Below are 26,780 nucleotides of genomic sequence, written 5' to 3' on the forward strand. Positions count from 1 at the left end.
AAAAGAAAACCCGGACGGAATCACAAAGCCGTCCGGGCCGGCTGTCAGATCAATTGAAGTCAGGAGACGGGTATCGTGCCGTCACGACTTTTTTACGTGTATAGAAGTCGACGCTGTCTTTTCCGTTTGCGTGCAATGTGCCGAAGAAAGAAGACTTCCAGCCAGAGAACGGGAAGAATGCCATCGGCGCCGGGACGCCAAGGTTGATGCCGAGCATTCCCGCGTCAATATTCTCACGGAAGTAGCGGATCGCGTTCGCATTTGAAGTGAACAGACACGCGCCGTTCGCAAATTCAGACTGGTTGGCGATGTCCACCGCTTCTTTTAAGTTTTTCACGCGGATGACCGACAGAACGGGCGCAAAGATTTCATCTTTCCAGATCGTCATATCCGTCGTCACGTTGTCAAAAATCGTCGGTCCGACGAAATAGCCGTCTTCCGTTGCGTTTTCACGCCCGTCACAAAGAAGTCTCGCTCCTTCTTCGATGCCTTTTTCAATATAGCTGTGCGTGCGTTTTTTGTTGTCCTCGCGGATGACCGGGCCTAAGAACACGCCGTCATCCAGTCCGTTTCCGATCTTGATGTCCGCTGCTTTTTCCTGTAATTTCGAAATAAACTCATCGGCGATTCCTTCTTCAACCGTCACAACCGCGCATGCCATGCAGCGCTCTCCTGCCGAACCGAATGCCGCGCCGATAATGTTTGCGACCGTATCTTCAAGGTGGGCGTCATTCAGCACGATCGTATGGTTTTTCGCGCCCGTTAACGCCTGCACGCGTTTCAAATGTTCGCTGCCTTTTTTGAAAACATACTCGCCGACAGGTTTTGAACCGACGAATGAGATGGCTTTAATATCCGGATGTTCAAGAACGCCGTTTACGACGTCATGCGCGCCGTGCACGACATTGAAGACGCCCTTCGGCAGACCGGCCTGTTCAAACAGCTCTGCCAGTTTTTCCGTTAACAGCGGCGTGCGCTCAGACGGCTTCAGAATGAACGTATTTCCTAACGAAATCGCCATCGGGAACATCCAGCACGGGACCATCATCGGGAAGTTGAACGGTGCGATACCGCCGACCACCCCGATCGGATAGCGGTAGTTCGCCGCCTCTACATCCGTCGCGATGGAGGCGAGTGAATCGCCCATCATGAGTGACGGCGCGCCCGCTGCGAATTCGACGTTTTCAATTCCGCGTCCCACTTCACCGAGTGCCTCCGTCGTGTTTTTACCGTTTTCCAAAGTAATCAGACGGGCAAGCTCTTCTTTGTTCTGCTGGAGAAGCTGCTGATAGTTAAATAGAATTCTCGCACGGCGCGGCACTGCCGTCTTTGACCATGTTTGAAACGCCTCTGACGCTGAGCGGACGGCGTATTCCACATCCTCCCGCGTAGAAATCGGAACCTGGCACATCACTTCTTTTGTAGCCGGATTGACAACGTCTTCATATTGATCTGTCTTACTTTCAACCCATTCACCATTGATGTAGTTTTTCAGTTTTCTGATCTCTGCCATTCTCATTGCCTCCTTAAATAGTAAACATCCTGTTCAGCTGGATAATAACGGATGAATATATTCATCTTTTACATATAAAAGACATGAATTAAACGCTTACAAATGCTAAAATGATGGTGACTCCCAATCTTTCCATGTAAAAGTTGGTCATGTACCGGAAAAAGCAAACGGTTACATCTTTCACTTTTGATTTTACAGGTTATGTTTTGGTCATTTCTTGGTTACATTGTAAGCCCAACACATCTTCAAGTCAATCTAAAAAATCAAAATTTTTTCATTATTTTTATCATACTTTTTTTGATCGGGAAAACAGGAACTTGGAGAACCGTGTCGAATCGGAGGGGATGATCTCTCTTTTTTATCATTTGTTAAGTAACTATTGATTAACTTCTGGTGTTTATTATATATTTTAATTACTTTAAGAATTCTAGAAGGAGTTTTTTTATGAAACTGATGCGGATTCAGGAGATGGAAGAATACATTCTCAAACACGGAGCCACTTCGCTGGATGAGCTGTGCGAGGTATTCAACGTCTCTAAAAACACGGTCAGACGCGATATTAATAAGCTTGCGGAAAAAGGGGTTATCAAAAAGGTGTACGGCGGCGTGACGTCAGCCGAAAAATCTGTGCTCGTCCCTTTTGAAAACCGCACCATTCAACATCAGGATGAAAAAATCAAAATCGCCCGCTATGCGTCACGGTTTATCGAGGATCACGATCTTGTATTTATTGATTCCGGCACGACGACCAAATCGATGCTGGAGACGCTTGATCCCGATAAGAATGTAACGGTTTTGACGAACAGCCTTGATATTATTAACGCGGCTTCATCCTTGAAAAATATCGACCTGATCATCATCGGCAATAACTACAAACGGAAGACAAGGTCGTTTGTCGGCATTGATGATCCGAGCACACTCAATAAATACAACATTAACAAGGCGTTCATGTCCGCTACCGGGACAACGATCACCCACGGCCTGACGAATTCCGACTTACTGGAATACGAGGTGAAAAAGAGAATTTCCGAAAAGGCGAACGAAGTGTATCTGCTCGCGGATCATTCCAAATTCGGCAAATCCACGCTTTTGACATACGCGCCTTTCGACCGGCTTCACAGCATTGTCACTTCTCAGCAGCTCGATGAGGAATATACGAAGTATTGCCAAGAGCATCAAATCGACATTCACTTGGCATAGCGTTATAGTTAATAGAGAACGCTGCCGTATTTTTCCGGCAGTCGCTATGATATCCAATTTTTTCAGGGGGCGAAAACATGAGCAAAGTAACAATCGGCAAAACTGACCTAAAGGTATTTCCGATCGGTTTGGGAACAAATGCGGTCGGCGGACACAATCTCTATCCGAATCTGAATGAAGAAACAGGAAAAGAATTGGTCCGGGAAGCGATTAAAAGCGGCGTTACCATGTTAGATACCGCCTATATTTACGGTGTGGGCCGTTCTGAAGAATTAATCGGCGAGGTGCTGAAAGAATGCAACCGCGAGGATGTCTTCATCGCCACAAAAGCCGCTCACAGAAAAGAAGGCGATGACTTTGTTTTCGACAACTCACCGGCCTTTTTGAAACAATCGGTCGAAGACAGCCTGAAACGCCTGCAGACTGATTACATTGATTTATTCTACATCCATTTCCCGGATGAGCACACGCCGAAGGACGAAGCCGTTCAAGCGTTGAATGAGCTGAAAAAAGAAGGAAAAATCCGTTCAATCGGCGTATCCAATTTCTCATTGGAGCAGCTGAAAGAAGCCAATAAAGACGGCTTAGTCGACGTGATTCAAGGAGAATACAACCTGCTGAACCGTGAGGCGGAAAAGACTTTCTTCCCTTATACGACAGAACACGGCATCTCATTCATTCCGTACTTCCCGCTCGTATCCGGACTGCTGGCCGGCAAATACGACGAGAACACAACCTTCCCTGAAGGCGACCTGCGCAATGATCAGGCGCATTTCCAAGGGGAGCAGTTTAAAGAAAACATCAAAAAAGTCAACCAGCTCAAACCGATTGCCGAAAAGCACAATGCCGATACGGCGCATATCGTGCTTGCCTGGTACTTGGCGAGACCTGAAATCGATATCCTGATTCCGGGCGCCAAACGCGCGGATCAATTAAAAGACAACATGAAAGCAGCCTCCATTACGCTATCTGCTGAAGAAATCGCGTTTATCGACAAGCTGTTTTCCTAAGAAAGAAAAAAAACACGCCTTTTAAAAGGGGCGTGTTTTTTTATGTTTATATTTTTCTCTTCGGGGAATGAAATAGTTATCTAAATAAACTATTATGCGTTCCAAAAGATGAGGAGGATCATCTGTGAAGAAAAACACCAAAAAATACCTGATTTACTTTTTCGGAGCATTAGGCGGGCTGCTTTACGGCTATGACACCGGTGTGATTTCAGGGGCTTTGTTATTTATTAACAATGATATTCCTTTAAACACGCTGACCGAGGGATTGGTCGTCAGCATGCTGCTGCTCGGTGCGATTTTCGGGTCCGCCTTAAGCGGGACATGCTCTGACCGATGGGGCCGGAGAAAAGTGGTTTTCGTCCTTTCACTCATTTTTATTATCGGCGCGCTTGCCTGTGCGGCTTCGCAAACCGTCACTATGCTGATTATCTCCCGTGTCATACTCGGGTTAGCCGTCGGCGGCTCAACGGCGCTGGTTCCCGTTTATCTATCTGAGATGGCGCCGACAAAAATACGCGGAACGCTCGGCACATTGAATAACTTAATGATTGTAACCGGAATTTTACTCGCATATATTGTGAATTACATATTCACCCCGTTTGAAGCTTGGCGCTGGATGGTCGGTCTCGCCGCAGTACCGGCGGCGCTTTTATTAATCGGAATCGCGTTTATGCCGGAATCTCCGAGATGGCTCGTCAAACGCGGCCGTGAGAAGGAAGCCAGACAAGTTATGGAAATGACCCACGACAAAGAGGATATCGCCGTTGAATTGGCGGAAATGAAACAAGGTGAAGCTGAGAAAAAAGAATCTACACTCGGCTTGCTGAAAGCCAAATGGATCCGCCCTATGCTGCTGATCGGGATCGGCCTCGCCATCTTCCAGCAGGCGGTCGGTATCAACACGGTGATTTACTATGCGCCGACCATCTTTACAAAGGCCGGACTCGGCACTTCGGCGTCCGTTCTCGGCACGATGGGCATCGGTGTCTTAAACGTCATCATGTGTATCACCGCCATGATCTTAATTGACCGGATCGGCCGGAAAAAACTGCTGATGTGGGGAAGTGTCGGCATTACCTTGAGCCTGGCGTCACTATCAGCCATTCTCCTTCTGGCCGGCCTGTCAGCTTCAACGGCATGGCTGACCGTGCTGTTTCTCGGCATCTATATCGTTTTCTACCAGGCGACATGGGGTCCCGTCGTATGGGTTCTGATGCCGGAGCTGTTCCCGTCAAACGCACGCGGAGCCGCAACCGGATTTACGACATTAATTCTGTCGGCAACCAACCTGATCGTTTCACTGGTATTCCCGCTTATGCTGAGCGCCATGGGCATCGGCTGGGTATTCGGAATATTCTCAGTCATTTGCCTCTCATCCTTCTTCTTCGCCGCTTACATCGTTCCCGAAACGAAGGGCAGAAGTTTAGAAGAAATCGAAACGCACTTGAAAAAACGGTTCTCCTTAAAGAAGCGCAGCAAACAAAATCAAATTCTTAAACAGCGCACATTGTAATAAAAAAGGAATCGCCTCCGCCGGGCGATTCCTTTTTAGCGTCAAACCATGACTTTGCAGATGTCATTCGTAAATTCGACCGGATCATGGATCGGCAGCCCTTCAATCAGAAGCGCCTGATTGTACAGCAGGTTTGTGTATAATGCCAACTTTTCCCGATCTTGTCCGTGCGCGTTCTTTAACGTCTCAAACACTTCGTGATTCGGGTTGATTTCCAGCACTTTTTCCGCTTTGACCTGCTGGCTGTCAGGCATGGCGTTTAACACTTTCTCCATTTCGATCGTCACTTCGCCGTCTGTCGCAAAGCAGACCGGATGGGATTTTAAACGTTTCGATGCTCTGACGTTCTTGACTTTATCCGCAAGAATCTCTTTCATGCTTTCGAACAGGTCTTTATATTCGTTCTTTTCGGCTTCAGTCTGCTTTTCATCTTCGTCACTGTCGATGCCTAAATCGGCGCTGGATACGGATTTGAACTCTTTTTCCTCATAGCTTGTCAGCATTTTGATCGCGAATTCATCAATATCCTCCGTGAAATATAAAATCTCGTAGCCTTTGTCCGCCACCATTTCAGTTTGCGGCAGCTTTTCAATCCGCTCATATGAATCACCGGACGCGTAATAGATATATTTTTGATCCTCAGGCATTCTGGACACATATTCGTCCAGAGTGACGAGTTTTTTCTCCTTAGATGAATAGAAGAGAAGCAAATCTTTTAATACGTCTTTATTCGCGCCGAAATCATTATAGACGCCGAATTTCAGCTGTCTGCCGAAAGATTCATAGAAAGATTCGTATTTTTCCCTTTTGTTCTTCAGCAGGCTCTTCAGCTCTGCTTTGATTTTTTTATTGATGTTTTTCGCAATCAGCTTCAGCTGGCGGTCGTGCTGCAGCATCTCTCTGGAAATGTTCAGCGACAGATCCTCAGAATCCACCATGCCTTTTACAAAGCTGAAATGGTCCGGAAGCAGGTCGGCGCATTTGTTCATGATCAGCACGCCGTTGGAATACAGCTCCAATCCTTTTTCGAATTCCTTCGTATAATAGTCAAACGGCATGTTTTCCGGAATAAACAAAATCGAATTGTAGCGCACCGCTCCATCGACGCTGATATGCACATGGGTCAGCGGTTTATCAAAACCGTAATGCTTCTCGGCGTAAAAAGCCTCGTAATCCTCATCCGTCAGCTCGCTTTTATTTTTTCTCCAGATCGGCACCATGCTGTTGACCGTCTGTTCTTCCTGAACTTCTTCAAATTCGTTCTCGCTGCCCTCTTTCGGCTTGTTGACCGTCTCTTCCATTTTGATCGGGTAGCGGATAAAATCAGAGTACTTTTTCACGATCGCTTTGATGCGGTAGTTTTCTAAAAACTCATCATAGCTTTCATCTTCTGTGTTTTCTTTTATTTTCAAGGTGATTTCCGTACCGACGGTTTCCTTGTCACACGGCGCGATCGTGTAGCCGGCAGCCCCTTCCGACTCCCATACATACGCCTCGTCACTGCCGAGCGCCTTACTTTTCACCGTGACTTTATCAGCCACCATAAACGCCGCATAAAATCCGACGCCGAACTGGCCGATAATGTCATGGCCGTCTTTCGAGTCATTTTCTTGCTTGAAAGCGAGTGAACCGCTTTTCGCAATCGTGCCGAGATGCTGTTCAAGCTCGTCTTTTGTCATCCCGATACCGGTATCTGTGACGGTGAGCGTTCTCGCCTCTTTGTCCGCCGTCACTTTTATGTAGTAATTGTCTTGATCAAACGTTAATGAATCATCGGTTAACGCCTTGTAATAGATTTTGTCAATCGCATCGCTCGCGTTGGAAATTAACTCGCGGAGAAAAATTTCCTTCTGCGTGTAAATGGAGTTAATCATCATGTCCAGCAATCGCTTGGATTCTGCTTTAAACTTTTTTTTCCGCACTTCAGATCTCTCCTTTAATTATGCTTTGATGTTATGTAAAATCTTTTCAGCATCTATTTATCATATACAGTGACAATTGTCAACTAGGGTTGGCAGATGCATATATTGTAAATTTAACATGTTAATGGATTCATTTCACCCATTTTATTAATAAAAAAGAGAGAATGTTGATCATCCTCTCCTCTCTGCTTCTTTCCGGCGGCCAAATTCCTTCTTCATCCATATGTATGACGGGTAGAAAAACAAACTAAATAAGATAAGAGAACCTAAGTTTCGCAAAGACTCATGCAAAACATTTCTTACAGTGAGAGGAAATATGATGTCCTGAAATAGAATAGAGATAACGGTGTAAATCACAAATCCCATAGGAACAATGGCATAACAATAAAACGCTATCTCCTTCTTATGCTGTATCTTCAAAATATGTAAACCTCCCAATGATGTATATACATAATATTAACATATTTAATAGGTATTTAGAAACAGACCTCCGTATGTTTATCCCCCTATTCAGCGGGAACAGATATAAAAAAGGAGGAATCGCAATATGGGAAGATTAACAGACAAAACCGCAATCATCACAGGGGCCGCGACAGGCATCGGACAAGCGACGGCACGGGTTTTCGCCGATGAAGGCGCCCGCGTGATCTGCGGTGACATCAATGAAAGCGAACTGAATGAAACCGTCAGCGCCATCAGAAAAAACGGCGGAGAAGCAGAAGCCTTTCACCTTGATGTATCAGACGAAGAAAACGTAAAGTCTTTTGCGGATGGCATTCAGCAAAAGTACGGAACAATTGATATTCTGTTTAACAATGCTGGTGTTGACCAAGAGGGCGGAAAAGTCCATGAATACCCGGTCGACCTGTTTGACCGGATCATCGCCGTCGATCTGCGCGGCACATTTCTTTGCAGCAAATACCTGATTCCGCTCATGCTCGAAAAAGGAGGCTCCATCATCAACACCTCCTCCATGTCCGGCCGGGCCGCAGACCTTGACCGCTCAGGCTATAACGCCGCAAAAGGCGGAATCACGAACCTGACGAGAGCGATGGCCATTGATTACGCCAGAAGCGGAATCCGCGTCAATTCCTTATCGCCGGGGACGATTGAAACGCCGCTCATTGATAAATTGGCAGGCACGACAGAAGACGAAATGGGCGAGGCGTTCCGTGAAGCCAACAAATGGATCACGCCGCTCGGCCGGCTTGGAAAACCGGAAGAAATGGCAGCCGTCGCGCTCTTCCTCGCTTCAGACGACAGTTCTTACGTCACGGGAGAAGACATCACCGCAGACGGCGGCATCATGGCATACACTTGGCCGGGAAAAATGCTGATTGATAAGAAGTGGAAGGAAGAGACGGAGTGACGGCGAAAAAGAAACAAGCCAGTGCAAAAACACTGGCTGAACAAGCTGAGGGCAGGTTACTTAAACCAGCCCTTTTCTTTTGATCGGGTAATGGCTTCAATTCGATTTTTCACTTCTAATTTATCCAGGATCATCGAAACGTAATTGCGGACTGTGCCGCTTTTGATGCTGAGGGCGTTTGCGATTTCTTTCGTGTTTTTCCCGTCTGCGACAAGCTCGAGCACCTCTTTTTCCCGTTCGGTCAGCGGGTTTTCTTCACTATAGATGTCCTCCATTAATTCAGGGGCGTAGACGCGTCTTCCTTTCATGACGCTGCGGATGGCGCTGACGAGCTCATCGCTCGGGCTGTCCTTGAGCATGTACCCGCTGACGCCGGCTTTTAGCGCCCGCTGAAAATAGCCGGAGCGGGCAAAGGTCGTCAAAATGATGATTTTCACACCGCTGTCCTTGAGTTCTTCTGCCGCTTCAAGACCTGATTTCCCGGGCATTTCGATATCCATCAGACAGATGTCGGGCGCATGTTTTTCCACGAAATCGATGGCATCCTGGCCGCTTGTGCCTTTACCGACAACCGTCATATCCTCTTCTAAATTCAACAGCGAACCGAGTGCGCCGAGCAGCATTTGCTGATCCTCGGCAATGAAGATGTTGATCATCTGCTACCATCCTTTTCTTTTGATTTTGAATCATTCGGGATTCTCATGGTCAGCTTTGTTCCGGCGGCTGTATCAATGGCTAAACTGCCGTTTGCGAATTCAAGACGTTCCCTCATTCCAAGCAGGCCGTGCCCCTTTGAAAAAAAGCGGTCTTCTTTGCATTGAAAGCTGCCGTCATCTTCTACCGTAATGACAACCTCTTTCCAAAGCTGCTGAATGGTGATGCGGCATACTTTGGCGCCGCTGTGTTTCACGACATTGGTGACGGCTTCTTTAATGCACATGCTGACGATGTTTTCGTTCAGCAAAGAGATATGTTTGGGCGCTTCTTTTTCTTCATACACAAAATCAATTCCTGCCGCTTCAAGAATTTGCCGAACATTGCCGAGCTCATCCTTCAATCGGATGCCTTTCATCGATGAGACGATTTGTCTGACCTCATTTAACGAGGTGCGGGCCGTCTGCTGCACGCTTTTCAGCTCAGTGCGGGCCTGTTCAGGGTCCTTATATATCAGCTTTCGGGCAAGGTCGCTTTTCAGCCCGATTAAGGAAAGCTTTTGTCCAAGTGTATCGTGAAGGTCCCGGGCGATGCGCTGCCTTTCTTCCAGCTTCACAAGATCGGCGATTCGCTCATTTGCATATTCTAATTTCTCCTCAAGGCGCTCCCGTGCTTTTCTGCTTCGAATGCTGAGCGGGAGCAGGATGGCACTGATCAGTGTAATGACGATAAACGGAATTTGTGTCAAAAACCACCCTTTTTTCAGAACAAGGCTGAAGTTGACGGCAACCGCCGCACTGATGATATGAATGTAATATAAGATGTAAAAAGGAACTTTGTCTCGGATATGGCCGATGAAGTAGGCGATAAAGAAGGCGAAGTAAATATAGCTGAACAGCATAACTGAGCCGGTCGAAATGCCGATCAGAAGAAGCGCCCATAAGTAAAGCGGCCAGCCTTTTGCAACAAATGCGAAGCGGTATGCGCCAAAGAAAACAAGTGTGAAAATGATGCCGGCCACGATGACAAAGGTAGAAGAGCTTTTAAAAATAAAATAAAAAGGCAAGATGAAAAAAATCGTCCATATATAAGGAGAAATCCCGTTCAGTTTTTGAAATTTAAAATACTTCTTCATCTTTGTTCCACCTTCTGCTGCTTGTGTCTACCATCACTTTATCAAAACACCGCCTTCATTGCATCCTCACGCATGAAGAGAAGGCCCTTTCTGATAAGAGAAAGAGCCGCGCGCCATATCAGGCATTTTTCTTCAAAGGTTCTTTCGGCACCGGATGGGGCGCCGGTTTTTTCCGCGCCTCCCGAAAGGTGACAAATTGCTTTTCGTCCTCATCCCACAGACGGAATTTCATGGATTCAAGACTTGTTTTAAGCGTAATGGTCGGCACGTTTTTTAAAGGCTCGTGCCCCTCATGAGCGGCTTCCAGCTTGTAGTTCGGCACTTTCGGGCTTAAGTGGTGAACATGATGGTAGCCGATATTGCCTGTCAGCCATTGCAAAAGCTTCGGAAGCTTGTAAAAGGAGCTTCCTTCTACCGCGGCCTGCACATAATCCCAATGCTCATCGGCTTCAAAATAAGAATCCTCAAACGTGTGCTGAACATAAAATAGCCAGACGCCGATTGACCCCGAAATAAGGAAAATCGGACCCTGAACAAGCAAAAAGTTTTCCCAGCCGACAAGCAGGCACGTCGCAGCAGCCAATAAGACAATCGCCGCGTTCGTGAAATAGGTGTTCCAGCGCTCCTTGCGGCGGGCGCCTTTTACATTGAAACGGTTTTTAATCAGAAATACGTAAATCGGGCCGAGAATAAACATAATAAACGGATTGCGATAAAGTCTGTAGCGTACTTTTGTCCAGGCTGAGGCTTCGTTGTATTCCTTGACGGTCATCATCCAAATATCGCCGGTGCCCCGTTTATCTAAGTTGCTGCTCGTCGCATGATGAATGGAGTGGCTGCGCTGCCATTGAAGGAACGGAAACAGGGTCAGCACACCTGAAATAAACCCGAACAGCCGGTTCAGTTTCTTTTGTTTGAAAAAGGATTGGTGGCAGCAGTCGTGGAAAATAATAAAGATTCTTGTCAAAAATCCCGCTGCTATAACAGTAAAGGCGAGGGTCAGAAGATAGGAGACATTGAGGCTGAAGTAAGCAAGAAACCAAAGGGCAAAAAACGGCACAAACGTGTTGAAAAGCTGATTGACACTATGCTTTGTATCGGCGCCGGAAAATGCGGCAACCTGCTTTTTTAAAGATGCTTGTTTTTGAGTTGCGGTGTGATTGGTCATGAATGTCATGTCCCTTCTTTTTCATTATGATCCCAAGTATAACGGGGCGCCAGACGCTTTTGTAGTAGCAGCCATCATGCCCCGAATATGACATTTGTCATGTTTGGCGGCAGAATGCTGATCAGGCGTCATATGGAAGGTATCTTTTTTATAAGGGATAAAGCCGGACACTTCATATCGGCGCTTCTCAAAGAAAACAGCAAAAAAGAACCCGGCCTGTTTTCGGCTGAGTTCTTTTTCATCATCCTCACAGCAAAATCACCCGATACTTCTTCACATCCAAAAACTGCAGAAACTCCCGGGCCAGCATGTCCGGCGCGTGGTCTTTTCCTTCATGAAGACGATATTGAATCAAACCGACGAGCATGGACGCGACATAATATGCATAGAGTTTTTTGCCCGCCTGAATGTGCAGGGGCTGATGAAGATAAAACGATTGCAGCGCTCTGAACATTTCCGGGATGACGTCAGGCACTCCCGAACCCTCTCTCAGAAAATGAACGAGCGGCAGGCCGTCCGACAGTGCCGAAAAGAGACCGACGAGCGCGGATTCCGCTTCTTCCATGGAGCAATCGGCAGGCTCTCCTTTTACCGTCAATAATCCGATCAGATCCCGGCATGATTGATGGATGATCGTTTTCAGCAATGCTTCTTTGTTGGCGTAATGGTCATAAAAAGTGGCACGGCGGAGGTTGCTTTGACGGGCAATATCGGAAATCGTGATTGCCGCGTACTCTTTTTTTTCCGCCATTAAGCCGATCATGGCTTCTTGCAAGGCCTGCCTCGTCCTTGTCACCCGGCGGTCGGCGGGCTTTTTTTCTTCTTGTTCCGGCACCCGGCGGCCGAACAGCCAGTAAAACCGTTTTTGAGAAATCAAATCCCACACCTGTCCGCTGATCGCTTCCGGGGATGCCCCGGGCTCCTCATTCAGCCAGTACAACACAATGGCATACGTGTATAAAGCGCGGTAATGAATGTACATATCCTGTTCAGTCGGTGAGAAATCCGCATTGACCGGTGACAGCAGCACATCATGCCGGAACACATCTTTTAAAAAAGCATGAAAGTGAAAATAGGGCATTTTATTGCGATCCATCATCGTTTGAAAAAACACCCGATGCCGATCAACAAAAGACAGGGTCGGATGCACTTTTTGCCATCCGCCATGTAAATGAAGCACATCTTTATTCTTCAGCGAATCATACAGCGCTTCGCTCAGCCCGTCTTTCATTTCTTCCTCTATATCCTCTAAAATCGCATATTTATCTTCGTAATAAAGGTACAGTGTCCCCCGGCTCACACGCGCCCGTTCGGCGATGTTCTTCATGGTCACACGGCGGATATCCCGCTCTCCAAGCATGGCCAAAAGCGCTTGTTTGATGTCAGTTGTCACAGAATCCGGCATAAGAGACACTCCTTTCATTAGACAGATCACCGCAATTTGTACGGTAACGTATAGATGTGTTTACGCTGTCTTTGCCGCAAAAACACACCACATTATAATAGGCCCTGAAGAAACAAAAAAGCAACCAGAGGAGGAAGACCGATGGATCAGCATATAAAAGCAGACATCAAACGCGTCTTTGAGCTTCAGAAAAAAAATCAAAAAACGCTGCGTGCTTCAACAGCCGGGCAGCGCAGAGAAAAGCTTCAGCGCTTTTTAGATGCCGTCACCGCACATGAAGAAGAAATCATCGAGGCGATCAGACGGGACGTCCGCAAGCCTTATCATGAGGTAAAAAGAGCGGAAACGCAGGGAACGATTAAGGCGATTAAAGATAATATGAACAATCTCGACACCTGGATGGCGCCGAAACGCGTCGGCTCATCCGTCAGTCCCGACGCTGACGGCGTATTAATGTACGAGCCAAAAGGCCTTACCTTAATTCTCGGCCCGTGGAATTATCCGTTTATGCTGACGATGGCTCCGCTTGCAGCTGCCATTGCGGCCGGCAACAGCGCGATTGTGAAGCTGTCCGATTTTACAATGGAGACGAGCCATATCGCCGCGACAGTTATTCGCGAGGCATTTCACGAAGAAGAAGTCGCCATTTTTGAAGGTGAGGTCGATGTCGCCACAGAACTGCTCGACCAGCCGTTTGACCACATTTTCTTCACCGGAAGCACGAATGTCGGTAAAATCGTCATGACGGCAGCAGCGAAGCACTTGTCGTCCGTCACGCTTGAGCTTGGCGGAAAAAGCCCGACGATCATCGACAGCGACTATGATTTGATGGACGCGGCGAAAAAAATCGCCGTCGGCAAATTTGTCAATGCGGGGCAAACATGTATCGCACCTGACTATCTCCTTATGAAGAAAGAAGTGCAGAGCACCTTTACAGATCTCCTGCAAACCATTGTCAATGCAGGTTTTATGGAGGATGATCATACGGTTGACCGCAACAAATTCACGCAGATTGTCAACGACCGCAACTTTAACCGTGTCAAAGCTCTGTATGATGACGCCATTGAAAAAGGGGCGAAAACGGCGTTCGGCGGCGTATTCGATGCGCATGACCGCACGATTTCTCCGACCGTGCTGACAAACGTCACGCCTGATATGAAGATCATGCAGGAAGAAATCTTCGCACCGATTCTGCCGATTATGAATTACGAAGATATCAGTGAAGCCGTTGATTACATCACTGAACGGGACAAGCCGCTTGCCTTGTATGTATTCAGCCATAATCAGGAGCTGATCGATTATGTGCTGCAGCATACGACATCCGGCAATGCTTCTGTCAATGATGTCGTCGTTCATTTCACTGACGTCAACCTTCCGTTCGGCGGTGTCAATACGAGCGGGATCGGTTCATATCACGGTGTGTACGGCTTTAAAGAATTTTCTCATGAAAAAGGCGTATTTATTCAAGCCTCTAAATAAAAAAAGAATCCGCGCAGATGACGCGGATTCTTTTTTATTATTTTTTTGCCCCGAATGCGAGCAGTTTCGTATAAGTGCCGACGTAAAGCGTGCCGTCTTCAGCCAGAACCGGGGAGGAAATGACATTGCTGTCTGTTTGATAGCGCCATTTTTCATTACCGTCAGCGTCAACCGCATAGACATTTTTATCGTCAGAACCGAAGTACACATTGCCGTCCGCATCAATCAGCGGCGCCGTTCTCACAGGCCCGTCCGTATAGAAAGACCAGTTCATATTGCCGGTTTTGCTGATGGAAAACAGCTCGCCGCTTCCGGAACCGATATACACATTGCCGTTATGGTCGATCGCTAATGAAGAGCTGGAGAAACCGTTTAACGGGAACGTCCACTTTACAGCACCCGTTGATGTATAGGCGTATAAGTTGCCGTCCTGGTTTCCGGCGTAAACGGTGCCGTCTCTATCAATAACCGGATAGCCTTTAAACCCGTTGGACGTCGTTTTTGACCATTTCACTTGGCCCGTACCGGAATTGATCGCGTAAAAGATATTATTGTACGTTGCCGTATACAGAGTGCCGTTTGACGCTAACACGGGAGCGGAGCCGACCACGCCGTTTGTTTTAAACTTCCACTTTTGCGTCCATGTCGAAGGCGACGTCGGTTTAATCGCATAGATATAGTTATCCAGCGTCGACACATACAGCGTGCCGTCAGAGCCGATAGCCGCATCGGAACTCGGCGCTCCGCTCAGCGGAACCGATGTTAAAATGTTTCCGGTTTCTTTGTCGATGAAATACAGTTTTTTATCGTGAGAAGGAAGATAAATGACACCGTTTGTTCCGAGCACCGGAGTCAGCGTATAGGTCGTCCCGATGTTTTCCGTCACCCATTTCATAGTACCGTCCGGATGATACGCCGTCAGCTTCCCGTCTTTTGATTGAATAAATACGGTGCCGTCCCCGTCAACCGCGGCTCCCGCACCGTTTTGAGGGGTGGCCGGGACATTCTTTTCCCATTTTAATGCGCCATCGGCAGTGCTTGTAAACCGGCTTTCTCTTGACCAGTTGAACATCGTCGGAGACATCGCCTGCGCGTCATACCGTCCCGCCAAGAAACCGGATGCCGCATGATTTTGTTTAAATACCGTTTCCGCAGCTTGAGCAGCCGCCGGATGCAGCCATTTTGCCCCCGGCAGATCAGAAACCGCCCCCACAGATAAAGCCGCAGCAACCGCAGCGCCGGCCGCCAATGTTTTCATTCGCAATGAAGCTGTCTTTTTTTTCAATGTCAGTTCCTCCCGTTTCTATTAAAAGCTGCTATATCACTTTGATCATACCATAATTAACCTATGAAATATTTGTATTTTCGGCAGATTTATAGAACAAATGTCACATAGCCTGCTGATGCTTCGGGGATGATCGAAACGCGGCAATATACCACACCACATTGACGATAAAAGCCGCGCCTGACCAAACGAGAAGGCCGTAATAAAGAGACAGCTCCTGTTCCGAAGAAGTTACGACCAATAACGTTACCAAAAAGACAGCCGCGCAAATGAGAAGCCCGATTCCGCAAAAAACGGCCATGATGATTTTCATGACACGAACACCGAGAATATACATAATGAGCGGGACCGCATATATAAAAAGGATCTGACCGACGGCGGCCCACATGCCCGCGGAATTAAAACGATTCGCGTTCGGCCCCGTTTCTGCAAACGGAGAAAGCGAGCCGATGACCGGCAATAAACAAAACAGCAGAGCGGAAAGCAAGGTCATCGCAACCGCACCTTTTTTCTTTTGATTCATGTGAATATCCTCCTGACAATAACCCGTCTTTTTTACCGGTAATCTGATAATATGTTATATTTTAGCACGATATTTAGTTACTTTGAGAATGTTTTGTTAAAAACGAATTTACAAATCCAGAAAAATAGATATAATAAACGTTATGGAACCGATATTGATTCATAAAGCGCTATCTAACAAAACACGAAGTGATATTATGACGTGGCTTAAACACCCGGAAGACCATTTTGATGAAAGACCTTATCTTGATCAGGGACTCAGTTTCCGCACCGGAATTTGCGTCGGTGATATTCAGGCAAAGTCGGGGCTTGCGCAGTCCGTCATCTCCAGCTACCTGCTGACGATGCAAAAAGCCGGCCTGCTGGAATCCGAACGAATCGGGAAGTGGACCTATTACAGAAGGAATGAAAAACAAATTAAAGCCTTTGCTGACTATGTTCAGCACCAGCTATAACCATGAAAGGAGGGCTTTTTTTGTTCTAACATATCTATTTTTCTGTATATGTAGTTATAAAAGGAGGTATACATAACAATGAAAAAAAGCAGTTCCATCTTCATTCTATTTTTGGCCCTAGGGGTTTTCGGGATTATTACGACCGAGATGGGCATCATCGGGGTTCTTCCGCAAGTGGCGGACAGATTTCAAATTACCGCTTCAAAAGCGGGATGGCTTGTCAGTATTTTCGCATTCATCGTCGCTGTGTCGGGGCCGTTTTTGACCTTGCTTGCTTCAGGCATAAACCGGAAAGTCATTCTGCTTTTGGCGGTGCTGATGTTTGCCGTTTCAAATGCGGTCTACGCGTATACGGCGCATTTCAGTGTCATGCTGGCGTTTCGGATCATTCCGGCTTTATGCCACCCGGTGTTCTTTTCTGTAGCGCTTGCGGCCGCGGCCCGGCTTGTCCCCGCCGGCCAATCCGGAAAAGCCGTAACGAAAGTCTTTTCAGGCATCACCGCCGGCTTTGCGTTCGGCGTGCCTTTCACGTCTTATCTGGCGGATCGTCTATCCCTTGAAGCCGCCTTCTTATTCGGCGCTATCATCAGTCTCATCGCATTCACGGGCATTCTTCTCTTTTTGCCATCCATGCCGGTCACAGAAAAAATGTCTTTCAGAAGTCAGCTCGGCATCCTTCGCAAACCGGCCTTGTGGCTCAATATCGCTGCCGTCACCTGTCTCTTTGCGGCCATGTTTTCTGTCTACAGCTATTTTGCGGAGTACCTCGGACGAGTGTCCCATATGAACGGCACATGGGTCAGCTTCATGCTGATGAGCTTCGGGGTGATTATGATAGCCGGGAATTTCGTCTTCGGCGCTTTGTTATATAAAAATATGAAAAAGACCGTCATCCTGTTTCCGCTTCTTTATACAGCCGCCTACTTGCTCATATACGGGTTTGGGACGTCTTTCGCGCCGATGGCCGTTCTCGTCTTCGTATGGGGCGCCGTTCATTCCGGCGGTCTCATTGTCAGCCAGACATGGCTTACTGCGGAAGCAAAGGAGGCGCCCGAATTCGGCAACAGCCTGTTTGTCTCTTTTTCCAACCTCGGCATCACCATCGGAACGGCGGCGGGCGGCTGGTTTATTTCACATTTGGGAATCCATCAGCTGATGTGGTGCGGCATCATGTTTGCCCTTCTGGCTTTCGGGCTGATCATGGGACGCTTGGCATGGGGAAAGAGGCTGCTCGCAGAAGCTTAAGCTCCGTTGCAAAATCCGGAATGATTACGTATAATATTCCAGATTAAAGCAAGGGAGAGAAAAAGATACATGGAAAGACCGGCAGGATTTTGGATTCGGTTTCTGGCTTACGTCATTGATCAAATCATCATAGGAATTCCGATTTTTATCATTCAATTTATGGTCTCTTTTTTATTTGCGGCAGGCGTTGCGGCGGCTGACCCCTTCATGACCGAAAATCAGTTTAACATCTCTTTTCTGGTGTTCGGCGTCATCCCGATTCTTGCGAGCTCTTTTGTGATCAGTATCTTATATTTCAGCCTGCTCACGGCCTCAAAGATGCAGGGGACCCTGGGAAAAGCATTGCTCGGCCTTAAGGTCGTCAATGAAGATGGCGGACGGATTTCCATCGGCCAGGCCTTCGGACGCGCTTTCGCATATATCATATCTAAGCTCATTCTTTATATCGGATTCATCATGGGCGCCTTCGGAGAGAAAAAAACGCTGCACGACATCATGTGCAGCACCCGTGTTGTCTATAAATAACGACCTCAAGTCCGGGCCTTTTGAGCCCGGGCTTTTTTATGACGGCTGTGCCCGCCTGATGTCAATGCCGCCCTTTCCGTCAGCCTCAATGCGGATCGTCCCGTTCACAATGACAGACAGCGGATGGAACTCCGCATGCTGATCAGAAAAAATCCAGCGGCGGCCGCTCGGCCCTAAAAGCAAAAACGCCCCATCATTGTAATCACCCATAAAATGAAACCCATTTTCCCTAAGAGGCGCATGCTTTCTCACCGGAATGCCGAAACGCTGCAGCTTTCTCCCGGTTGATACGACTTCGGCAGCCGTCAGATTCACCTCGCCGATATTCAGAACGGACTCAATCGAAAAATGTTCCGCGCTTGGCGGCGATGTTTCTCTCGCGATGAATTCCGCCAGATTGTTGGACGGATCTTTGAAATAAAAGGAACGCGCCTGAATATGAGAGAAATACACCTCATCCTCCCCATCTTCCGTTTGAAAAACAACTTTATCCTTCATCCACGCCTTCGCCTCATCAAAACGATTATTCGGAATGTTAAACGCGAAATGATACGTCGGATGAGAGTGAGAATCGGCGCTCCTGAATTCCAACTCACTTTCTCCCGCCTTGATGGTAAACGAATCACCGGACTCATCAATTAAAGGAAAACCTAACACCCGTTCATAGAAGTGTTTCGTCTCCTCCAACGCACAACTGTACAAAGTAATGTTATTTATTTGCATGATCATACCCCCTTTGGTTTATACTGCCATATAGAAGGGTTGATTCCTACTGTTTCGATTCACCAATTGAGAATCCCCCTTTCGCCCGGCGCTAAACAGGACAAACAGCGCCAAACCGCTTATACCAGGCGTTTTTAAACGTCTAAAGCAAAAAAAGCAGAAAATAATACCCCATATAGCTTGACAAAAAATAAATGTTATTTAATAATCTATATATAATTAGAATTATTATTGAAAGATAAAGTGAATGCTTTGTCTTTTTAATATATTTCAAATCACATTTCAGGAGGAAGATATTATGTCTTTAATCGGAAAAGAAGTACTGCCATTCGAAGCAAAAGCTTTCAAAAACGGTGAATTCATCGATGTAACAAACGAAGATTTGAAAGGTCAATGGAGCGTTTTCTGCTTCTATCCAGCGGATTTCTCTTTCGTTTGCCCGACTGAACTTGAAGATCTTCAAGGACAATACGCTGCACTGAAAGAATTAGGTGTTGAAGTATACTCTGTTTCTACAGATACTCACTTCGTACACAAAGGCTGGCATGACAGCTCTGAAAAAATCGGCAAAATCACTTACGCAATGATCGGTGACCCATCTCAAACGATCTCCCGCAACTTCGACGTTCTTGACGAAGAAACTGGTCTTGCTGACCGCGGAACATTCATCATCGATCCTGATGGCGTTATCCAAACAGTTGAAATCAATGCAGGCGGTATCGGCCGTGACGCAAGCAACCTTGTAAACAAAGTAAAAGCAGCTCAATACGTTCGTCAAAACCCAGGTGAAGTCTGCCCGGCTAAATGGGAAGAAGGCGGCGAAACACTTACACCTAGCCTTGATTTGGTAGGTAAAATCTAAGGAGTGCATTCCATTGGTACTTGATGCAAATATCAAAGCACAATTAAATCAATACATGCAGCTAATTGAGAACGACATTGTTCTCAAAGTAAGCGCCGGTGACGATGACACTTCTAAGGACATGCTGGCTCTCGTTGACGAGCTGGCTTCCATGTCATCTAAAATTTCAGTTGAAAAAACTGAATTAAACAGAACACCGAGCTTCAGCGTTAATCGTACCGGAGAAGACACAGGCGTTACATTCGCCGGTGTTCCTCTCGGCCACGAATTTACATCATTAGTGCTGGCATTGCTTCAAGTCAGCGGCAGAGCGCCTAAGGCTGATCAAAAGGTCATTGACCAGATTAAGAACATTAGCGGAGAATACCGCTTTGAGTCTTATATCAGCCTGACGTGCCACAACTGCCCTGATGTCGTCCAAGCATTAAACATGATGAGCGTGCTCAACCCGAATATCACTCATACAATGATTGACGGCGCGGCATTCAAAGAAGAAGTGGAAAGCAAAAACATTATGGCTGTTCCGACTGTATTCTTAAACGGTGAATCTTTCGGAAGCGGCCGTATGACCATCGAAGAGATTCTCGCAAAAATGGGCAGCGGCGCAGATGCGTCTGAGTTTGCCGACAAAGAGCCGTTTGACGTTCTTGTTGTCGGCGGCGGACCTGCCGGCGCAAGCGCGGCGATCTACACGGCGCGTAAAGGCATCCGCACCGGTGTCGTCGCTGAACGCTTCGGCGGCCAGGTACTCGACACCATGAGCATCGAAAACTTCATCAGCGTCAAAGCGACTGAAGGACCGAAGCTCGCTGCAAGCCTTGAAGAGCACGTGAAAGATTATGATATTGACGTCATGAACCTTCAGCGCGCGAAACGCCTTGAGAAAAAAGACCTCTTCGAACTTGAACTTGAAAACGGCGCTGTACTGAAAAGTAAAACAGTGATCCTTTCAACAGGTGCCCGCTGGCGCAATGTCAACGTACCTGGTGAGCAAGAGTTCAAAAACAAAGGTGTCGCTTACTGCCCGCACTGTGACGGACCATTGTTTGAAGGCAAAGACGTAGCGGTTATCGGCGGCGGAAACTCCGGAATCGAAGCGGCGATTGACCTTGCAGGTATCGTTAATCACGTGACTGTGCTGGAATTCGCGCCTGAACTGAAAGCAGACGAAGTCCTGCAAAAACGTCTTTACAGCCTGCCAAACGTCACTGTGCACAAAAATGCACAAACGAAAGAAATCACAGGCGACCAAAACGTAAACGGCATTACGTTCGTTGACCGTGAAACAGGCGAAGAAAAACACGTTGAACTCCAAGGTGTATTCGTCCAAATCGGCCTCGTGCCTAATACAGAATGGTTAGACGAAACGGTCGAACGCAACCGCATCGGCGAAATCATCGTCGATAAGAGCGGCGCGACAAGCGTTCCCGGCCTATTTGCCGCAGGGGACTGCACAGACGGCCCGTACAACCAAATCATTATCTCCATGGGATCAGGTGCAACTGCCGCTTTAGGCGCATTTGATTATTTGATCCGGAATTAATGTGAAAGCCGCCATATGAATGGCGGCTTTTTTAAATATACTAATTAAGAAGGCAGTATTTCCTCTAAACAATCCTCGCTGATTTTATAAGATTTTGGCCTTCTGCTTACCAGCTCAACAAATCCTTGCTGTTCTAAATAATCCATTACTCTGTTAATTTTATGTCTCGATTTATTTGAGAGCTCCATTAAATCTTGCACCGACAGCGTAACCTGATCATTTACAAATACATTAATCGTGATAATGATATTAAAAATATCACGTTCATCTTTATAATCAGCCCATTGATCGCTATCAATATAGTTCCTAATTCGTTTCAGTTTCATTAAATTAAATTCAAGATCCTCAATAATTCCTTTTTGTCCTGACAGAAGCAACTCCAGCATATCCATTAAATAAAAAGTCAGCTCTCCCCGGTTTAAAGGTGCGGGAATTTCCTCTAATGCCTTATAATACTTATCTTTGTTCTTATTAACTGCGTAAGAAAAAGTGATGGCTGAATATTTTTCTAAGTATCGGGACAAATAACTCCCAACGATAAGGCGTCCTGTTCTTCCATTGCCGTCATAAAAAGGATGAATGTATTCATAGTAGTAATGAGCTGTCATGTAACGATACAGCTGGGGATGTGTTTCATCATGAAGATAAGCAATTAAAGCCTCAAGCGCTTCTGTTATCTTCTGTTCAGAATTAACGCCGATATGGGTGGTCATGTTCCCATCGTTCACTTCAACATAGCCTTTTCTGAATAGCTCACCATCCGGCGCATCTTCTGTTCCGATTTCATCTGCGACCAGCTCGTCATATAATTCCCTAAAGTCATGAATGCTTGTAAACGACGGAATTCGGTCTATAAATTGATATGTTTTCATCAATCCGACAAACCGCTTATGTGAGGGCTCGGATTGTTCTAACGCTTTAAGAGCCTCTTTCAATTCTTTTTTTGTACTGCGGATTCCTTCAATTTCATTATTACTCTGTGCTTCATTAATAATTAATTTATCAAAATAAGGTTTGACGGCAAATTCGGGGAGCTGACTGATAAGGGATGAAATTTTGGAACTGTTTAACAACACTTCATTATTCAGCTTCATGAGTTTATGTGTATTCACATAAAATAGCTCAAATGAATCGTCCGTGGGTCGGCCTTTTCGGAACCCCCGTATGTTTAATGATGTTGAATAACTGCCATAGCTGCTTGTTCTCTTTTTAAATTCTTTCTCATATGAATCAGCATCCATTTTATAAAAAAGCTTAGATAACTTCTCATACTTCATATTATCACCTCGCTTAATTTAAAATTATACACTTTTTTTAAATTATACAATCATTATAGCCTGATTTCTAACAAATATTCTCGCTTTCCAATCAAAACAAAAAACGGCATACTGCATGGCAGTACACCGTCTGAAGCAATTCAATCTGTCTTTCTCCCTCTCGCCCGATAGATAAGAAATAATCCAATAAACCACAGCGGCGTCAGCAGCAAAGCCGGGCGCGTTGCATCCGCAAACAGCATAATCACCAGAATGACGGCAAACAGCGCCAGCACGGCGTAATTGATAAACGGCGCAAACGGCGCCTTGAAAGACGAGCTTGCGTGTAAGTCCGGACGGGTTTTCCTGTATCTGATATGACAGACAAGAATCACGCCCCACACCCAAATGAAACAAATCGCGCTGATGGTGGTCACGATGCCAAAAGCCGCTTCCGGTATCAATTTGCTTAAAAGAGCGCCAGCTGACAGCACAATAACCGATATCCATAATGCGCGGCTCGGCACATGATTTTTATTCAGCTTCGCAAAACTTGCAGGCGCTTGTTTCGTTTTGCTTAAGTTATACAAAATCCGGCTTGTTGAAAACATCCCGCTGTTACAAGCAGAAGCGGCAGAGGTTAATACGACAAAATTAATGATTCCCGCGGCTAACGGAATGCCGACCAGACTGAAGGTCTTTACAAAAGGACTTTCCGCCGCATTCAGCTGCATCCACGGATTAATACATAAAAGAATGAGCAATGCCCCGACGTAGAAAAATAAAATCCGCAATGGAATTTTATTGATAGCGGACGGAATATTTTTTTTCGGATTTGACGTTTCCGCCGCCGACACACCCACTAATTCCACACCGACATAGGCGAAGATCACCATCTGGAACGAAAGCAAAAAGCCTGAAAATCCGTTCGGAAACAAGCCGCCGTGCTCCCACAGATTCGCCGCTGAAACCGTTCCGGTATGCGTTTTGAACCCAATCACCAGCAGAACCACACCGATGACAATTAACGCGAGAATCGTGACTACCTTAATTAAGGCGAACCAAAACTCCAATTCTCCAAAAATCTTAACCGTTAACAGATTAAGCCCTAATAAAATGAGCAAACAGATAAGTGCCGGAATCCACTGCGGAATATCAAACCAATATTTCACATACACACCGACGGCGATCACATCCGCCATAGCCGTCATCATCCAGCAAAACCAATAGGTCCAGCCGGTGACAAACGCTGCACGCGGCCCTAAGTACGCCTCGGCAATATCCGTTAATGATTGGTAGCCCGCTTTAGATAACAGCAGTTCTCCCAGCGCCCGCATGACGAAAAAAAGCGCAATACCTACAATAAAATACGCAAAGATGATAGAAGGACCCGCCAGCTGAATCGCCTTACCGGACCCTAAAAACAATCCGGTGCCGATCGTGCCGCCAATGGCGATCAGCTGCACGTGCCGATTCGATAAGTCCCTCTTTAGCTCTCGCTGCTCCACATCTGACTCCTCCTTACCTCTCTAGTGAACGACGAGCAAAAAAAGCCAATAAAAAAAGAGATTGGATGCCCTCCAATCTCATGGTCATAAGAATATCAAATTATATCTGCGCCGCTGACAATCAACAGCATGACAAATACATATTCGGTACTCTTCTGTCCTTTTGCCTGAGATTGTGAACCCTTCGGCGCCGCGGAAAACCCGCGGTCTCTCCAGAAGCCGCTCCTGCTGTAGTTCGACCCACAGCAATCATAGCCTGCTACGTATTGAGTTTCTGATAGAAATACCTATCAGCTAACTTTTTATTTTAATGGAACTTGAATGCATTGTCAATAGAGGGATGAGCTGCACGGCGTTATCCCGGTCCAATTTTTAATGCCTGAAGCGCGTATTTTCCGTTTTCATTGTCTCAAAAAGGCGTTATGCGGTACTATCATATAAGGTCTAATCATTTAAACATTATGTCATACTTTAAATTCACTTTATCATACAATTGCTCGTAAATAAAAAGGGGATGGACGAGATTGGAAACGAAATATTTAGATCTGCTCGCACAAAAATACGATTGTGAAGAAAAAGTGGTCACGGAAATCATTAATCTGAAAGCGATACTGAACCTGCCGAAAGGAACCGAGCATTTCGTCAGTGATCTGCACGGGGAGTATCAGGCATTCCAGCACGTGCTGCGGAACGGTTCAGGAAGGGTAAAAGAGAAGATCCGCGATATTTTCAGCGGCGTCATTTACGATAGAGAAATTGATGAACTGGCGGCTTTGGTCTATTATCCTGAGGACAAACTGAAGCTGATCAAACATGACTTTGATACGAAAGAGGCATTAAACGAGTGGTATAAAGAAACGATTCACCGGATGATTAAGCTCGTTTCTTATTGTTCTTCCAAGTACACCCGCTCCAAATTGCGCAAAGCGCTGCCCGCCCAATTTGCTTATATTTCTGAAGAGCTGCTGTACAAAACAGAACAAGCCGCCAACAAGGAACAATACTACTCCGAAATCATAGAACAGATCATTGCGCTCGGCCAGGCCGATAAGCTGATCACCGGCCTTGCCTACAGCACGCAGCGATTGGTGGTCGACCATCTGCATGTTGTCGGCGATATTTATGACCGCGGACCGCAGCCGGATAAGATCATGGAAGAACTGATCAACTATCATTCAGTGGATATTCAATGGGGGAATCATGATGTTCTCTGGATAGGCGCTTATTCCGGCTCAAAAGTATGCCTGGCAAACATTATCCGCATCTGTGCCCGCTATGACAATCTGGATATTATTGAAGACGTTTACGGCATCAATCTGAGACCGCTATTGAACCTTGCCGAAAAATATTACGATGATACCCCGTCTTTCCGCCCGAAAGCGGACGAAAACAGACCGGAAGATGAGATTAAACAAATCACAAAAATTCATCAGGCGATTGCGATGATCCAATTCAAGCTTGAGAGCCCGATTATTAAGAGACGGCCGAACTTTAATATGGAGGAACGGCTGTTACTGGAAAAGATCGATTATGACCGCAATGAAATTACGCTGAACGGAAAAACGTATCAACTGGAAAACACCTGCTTTGCGACGGTGAATCCCAAACAGCCCGATCAGCTATTAGAAGAAGAAGCAGAAGTCATGGACAAGCTGCTGTTCTCTGTTCAGAACTCCGAAAAGCTGGGCCGCCATATGAATTTTATGATGAAAAAAGGCAGCCTGTATCTGAAATATAACGGCAACCTGTTGATTCACGGCTGTATTCCCGTCGATGAAAACGGCAGCATGGAAACGATGATGATAGAGGATAAAGCTTATGCGGGCCGTGAGCTGCTCGATGTATTTGAACGGTTCTTACGTGAAGCGTTTGCCCAACCGGAAGAAACCGATGATCTGGCGACAGATATGACTTGGTACTTATGGACAGGCGAATACTCCTCCCTCTTCGGAAAACGCGCCATGACAACCTTTGAGCGGTATTTCATTAAAGAGAAGGAAACGCATAAAGAAAAGAAAAACCCGTATTACTATTTGCGTGAAGACGAAGCAGCCTGCCGAAACATCCTGAAGGAATTCGGCCTTAATCCAGATCATGGCCATATCATCAACGGCCATACACCGGTAAAAGAAATCGAAGGCGAAGATCCGATCAAGGCAAACGGAAAAATGATCGTCATCGACGGCGGCTTCTCCAAAGCCTACCAATCCACAACAGGCATCGCCGGCTACACGCTCTTATACAACTCCTACGGCATGCAGCTCGTCGCCCATAAACACTTTAACTCCAAGGCCGAAGTGCTGAGCACCGGAACCGACGTCTTAACAGTGAAACGATTAGTCGACAAAGAGCTGGAGCGGAAGAAAGTGAAAGAAACAAACGTCGGTGAAGAACTGATGAAAGAAGTGGCGATTTTGGAGAAGCTGCGGGAGTATCGGTATATGAAGTGAAGAATATGGAGTTCAGGGATGATTCTCTGGGCTCTTTT

Annotated in this window: 23 protein-coding genes and 1 riboswitch; of the genes, 11 read left to right on the forward strand and 12 right to left on the reverse strand. The window is 46.5% G+C overall.

What is annotated here, in order from left to right; all coding sequences use genetic code 11:
- Positions 1-49 precede the first annotated feature (49 nt).
- Positions 50-1,513 carry a methylmalonate-semialdehyde dehydrogenase gene (gene iolA / locus BXO87_RS10160; protein WP_032869303.1) on the reverse strand — a complete coding sequence of 488 codons (1,464 nt, stop codon included), beginning with the start codon at positions 1,511-1,513 and terminating at the stop codon, positions 50-52.
- A 444-nt stretch (positions 1,514-1,957) separates the two neighbouring features.
- Between iolA and BXO87_RS10165 the strand changes: the two genes are divergently transcribed.
- The 3 genes from BXO87_RS10165 to BXO87_RS10175 all read left to right on the forward strand — a co-directional run bounded on the left by BXO87_RS10165 (position 1,958) and on the right by BXO87_RS10175 (position 5,236).
- Positions 1,958-2,713, forward strand: a complete 756-nt coding sequence (locus BXO87_RS10165) for a DeoR/GlpR family DNA-binding transcription regulator (protein WP_061046537.1) — start codon at positions 1,958-1,960, stop codon at positions 2,711-2,713.
- A gap of 77 nt (positions 2,714-2,790) precedes the next feature.
- Positions 2,791-3,723 (forward strand): aldo/keto reductase, encoded by a 933-nt coding sequence (locus BXO87_RS10170; protein WP_007407843.1) that lies wholly within the window; start codon positions 2,791-2,793, stop codon positions 3,721-3,723.
- A 124-nt stretch (positions 3,724-3,847) separates the two neighbouring features.
- Complete coding sequence (locus tag BXO87_RS10175; RefSeq protein ID WP_032869301.1) at positions 3,848-5,236, forward strand: sugar porter family MFS transporter; 1,389 nt, start codon at positions 3,848-3,850, stop codon at positions 5,234-5,236.
- 41 nt (positions 5,237-5,277) lie between these two features.
- On the opposite strand, the gene htpG is transcribed toward BXO87_RS10175, so the two are convergent.
- Together htpG and BXO87_RS21030 are read right to left on the reverse strand one after the other, a co-directional pair.
- Positions 5,278-7,158, reverse strand: coding sequence for a molecular chaperone HtpG (gene htpG / locus BXO87_RS10180; RefSeq protein WP_038464477.1), 1,881 nt, complete (start codon positions 7,156-7,158; stop codon positions 5,278-5,280).
- 171 nt (positions 7,159-7,329) lie between these two features.
- Positions 7,330-7,578 carry a hypothetical protein gene (locus BXO87_RS21030; RefSeq protein WP_007614882.1) on the reverse strand — a complete coding sequence of 83 codons (249 nt, stop codon included), beginning with the start codon at positions 7,576-7,578 and terminating at the stop codon, positions 7,330-7,332.
- A gap of 127 nt (positions 7,579-7,705) precedes the next feature.
- Between BXO87_RS21030 and BXO87_RS10190 the strand changes: the two genes are divergently transcribed.
- Positions 7,706-8,527, forward strand: coding sequence for an SDR family oxidoreductase (locus BXO87_RS10190; RefSeq protein WP_007407847.1), 822 nt, complete (start codon positions 7,706-7,708; stop codon positions 8,525-8,527).
- A gap of 56 nt (positions 8,528-8,583) precedes the next feature.
- Here BXO87_RS10190 and BXO87_RS10195 read toward each other — a convergent pair whose 3' ends face one another.
- From BXO87_RS10195 to BXO87_RS10215, 4 genes are all read right to left on the reverse strand, one after another.
- Positions 8,584-9,183 carry a response regulator transcription factor gene (locus BXO87_RS10195; protein ID WP_007407848.1) on the reverse strand — a complete coding sequence of 200 codons (600 nt, stop codon included), beginning with the start codon at positions 9,181-9,183 and terminating at the stop codon, positions 8,584-8,586.
- Positions 9,180-10,316 carry a sensor histidine kinase gene (locus tag BXO87_RS10200; RefSeq protein ID WP_020958074.1) on the reverse strand — a complete coding sequence of 379 codons (1,137 nt, stop codon included), beginning with the start codon at positions 10,314-10,316 and terminating at the stop codon, positions 9,180-9,182. The genes BXO87_RS10195 and BXO87_RS10200 overlap by 4 nt, the downstream gene beginning before the upstream one ends.
- Positions 10,317-10,434: 118 nt before the next feature.
- Positions 10,435-11,484, reverse strand: a complete 1,050-nt coding sequence (gene desA, locus BXO87_RS10205) for a Delta(5) desaturase DesA (RefSeq protein ID WP_007407850.1) — start codon at positions 11,482-11,484, stop codon at positions 10,435-10,437.
- A gap of 247 nt (positions 11,485-11,731) precedes the next feature.
- Entirely contained in the window at positions 11,732-12,889 is a 1,158-nt protein-coding gene (locus tag BXO87_RS10215; RefSeq protein WP_076851322.1) for a TetR/AcrR family transcriptional regulator, read from the reverse strand.
- A 141-nt stretch (positions 12,890-13,030) separates the two neighbouring features.
- On the opposite strand from BXO87_RS10215, the gene BXO87_RS10220 reads away from it, so the two are divergent.
- Positions 13,031-14,368 carry an aldehyde dehydrogenase family protein gene (locus BXO87_RS10220; protein WP_007407852.1) on the forward strand — a complete coding sequence of 446 codons (1,338 nt, stop codon included), beginning with the start codon at positions 13,031-13,033 and terminating at the stop codon, positions 14,366-14,368.
- Positions 14,369-14,405: 37 nt separating this feature from the next.
- Here BXO87_RS10220 and BXO87_RS10225 read toward each other — a convergent pair whose 3' ends face one another.
- Positions 14,406-15,626 carry an outer membrane protein assembly factor BamB family protein gene (locus BXO87_RS10225; RefSeq protein WP_094031902.1) on the reverse strand — a complete coding sequence of 407 codons (1,221 nt, stop codon included), beginning with the start codon at positions 15,624-15,626 and terminating at the stop codon, positions 14,406-14,408.
- A gap of 130 nt (positions 15,627-15,756) precedes the next feature.
- Positions 15,757-16,176 carry a DUF5391 family protein gene (locus tag BXO87_RS10230; protein ID WP_038464489.1) on the reverse strand — a complete coding sequence of 140 codons (420 nt, stop codon included), beginning with the start codon at positions 16,174-16,176 and terminating at the stop codon, positions 15,757-15,759.
- Between the two features lie 142 nt (positions 16,177-16,318).
- On the opposite strand from BXO87_RS10230, the gene BXO87_RS10235 reads away from it, so the two are divergent.
- The 3 genes from BXO87_RS10235 (at position 16,319) to BXO87_RS10245 (ending at position 18,400) form a co-directional block, all read left to right on the forward strand.
- Positions 16,319-16,630, forward strand: coding sequence for an ArsR/SmtB family transcription factor (locus BXO87_RS10235; protein ID WP_007407855.1), 312 nt, complete (start codon positions 16,319-16,321; stop codon positions 16,628-16,630).
- A 78-nt stretch (positions 16,631-16,708) separates the two neighbouring features.
- Complete coding sequence (locus tag BXO87_RS10240; RefSeq protein WP_076851323.1) at positions 16,709-17,875, forward strand: MFS transporter; 1,167 nt, start codon at positions 16,709-16,711, stop codon at positions 17,873-17,875.
- Between the two features lie 69 nt (positions 17,876-17,944).
- Complete coding sequence (locus BXO87_RS10245) at positions 17,945-18,400, forward strand: RDD family protein (protein WP_014419310.1); 456 nt, start codon at positions 17,945-17,947, stop codon at positions 18,398-18,400.
- Between the two features lie 36 nt (positions 18,401-18,436).
- Here the strand turns inward: BXO87_RS10245 and BXO87_RS10250 are convergent, their stop codons facing one another.
- A complete protein-coding gene (locus BXO87_RS10250; protein ID WP_033574301.1) occupies positions 18,437-19,123 on the reverse strand; it encodes a VOC family protein in 687 nt (228 codons plus the stop codon).
- Positions 19,124-19,421: 298 nt separating this feature from the next.
- On the opposite strand from BXO87_RS10250, the gene ahpC reads away from it, so the two are divergent.
- Together ahpC and ahpF are read left to right on the forward strand one after the other, a co-directional pair.
- The gene (gene ahpC / locus BXO87_RS10255) at positions 19,422-19,985 is read left to right on the forward strand and encodes an alkyl hydroperoxide reductase subunit C (protein ID WP_004393188.1); all 564 of its coding nucleotides are present in this window, start codon (positions 19,422-19,424) and stop codon (positions 19,983-19,985) included.
- 13 nt (positions 19,986-19,998) lie between these two features.
- A complete protein-coding gene (ahpF, locus tag BXO87_RS10260) occupies positions 19,999-21,528 on the forward strand; it encodes an alkyl hydroperoxide reductase subunit F (RefSeq protein WP_007614902.1) in 1,530 nt (509 codons plus the stop codon).
- 44 nt (positions 21,529-21,572) lie between these two features.
- Here ahpF and BXO87_RS10265 read toward each other — a convergent pair whose 3' ends face one another.
- Together BXO87_RS10265 and BXO87_RS10270 are read right to left on the reverse strand one after the other, a co-directional pair.
- The gene (locus tag BXO87_RS10265) at positions 21,573-22,805 is read right to left on the reverse strand and encodes a Fic family protein (protein WP_020958080.1); all 1,233 of its coding nucleotides are present in this window, start codon (positions 22,803-22,805) and stop codon (positions 21,573-21,575) included.
- Positions 22,806-22,945: 140 nt separating this feature from the next.
- Positions 22,946-24,292, reverse strand: coding sequence for an amino acid permease (locus tag BXO87_RS10270; RefSeq protein WP_015240926.1), 1,347 nt, complete (start codon positions 24,290-24,292; stop codon positions 22,946-22,948).
- 145 nt (positions 24,293-24,437) lie between these two features.
- Positions 24,438-24,518: riboswitch (glycine riboswitch) on the reverse strand.
- A gap of 298 nt (positions 24,519-24,816) precedes the next feature.
- On the opposite strand from BXO87_RS10270, the gene fbp reads away from it, so the two are divergent.
- Positions 24,817-26,742 (forward strand): fructose-1,6-bisphosphatase, encoded by a 1,926-nt coding sequence (gene fbp / locus BXO87_RS10275; protein ID WP_038460496.1) that lies wholly within the window; start codon positions 24,817-24,819, stop codon positions 26,740-26,742.
- Positions 26,743-26,780: the final 38 nt, after the last annotated feature.

The sequence above is a fragment of the Bacillus sp. GZB genome (genome assembly GCF_001975995.1).
In the GTDB taxonomy this organism is placed as follows: Bacteria; Bacillota; Bacilli; order Bacillales; family Bacillaceae; genus Bacillus; species Bacillus velezensis.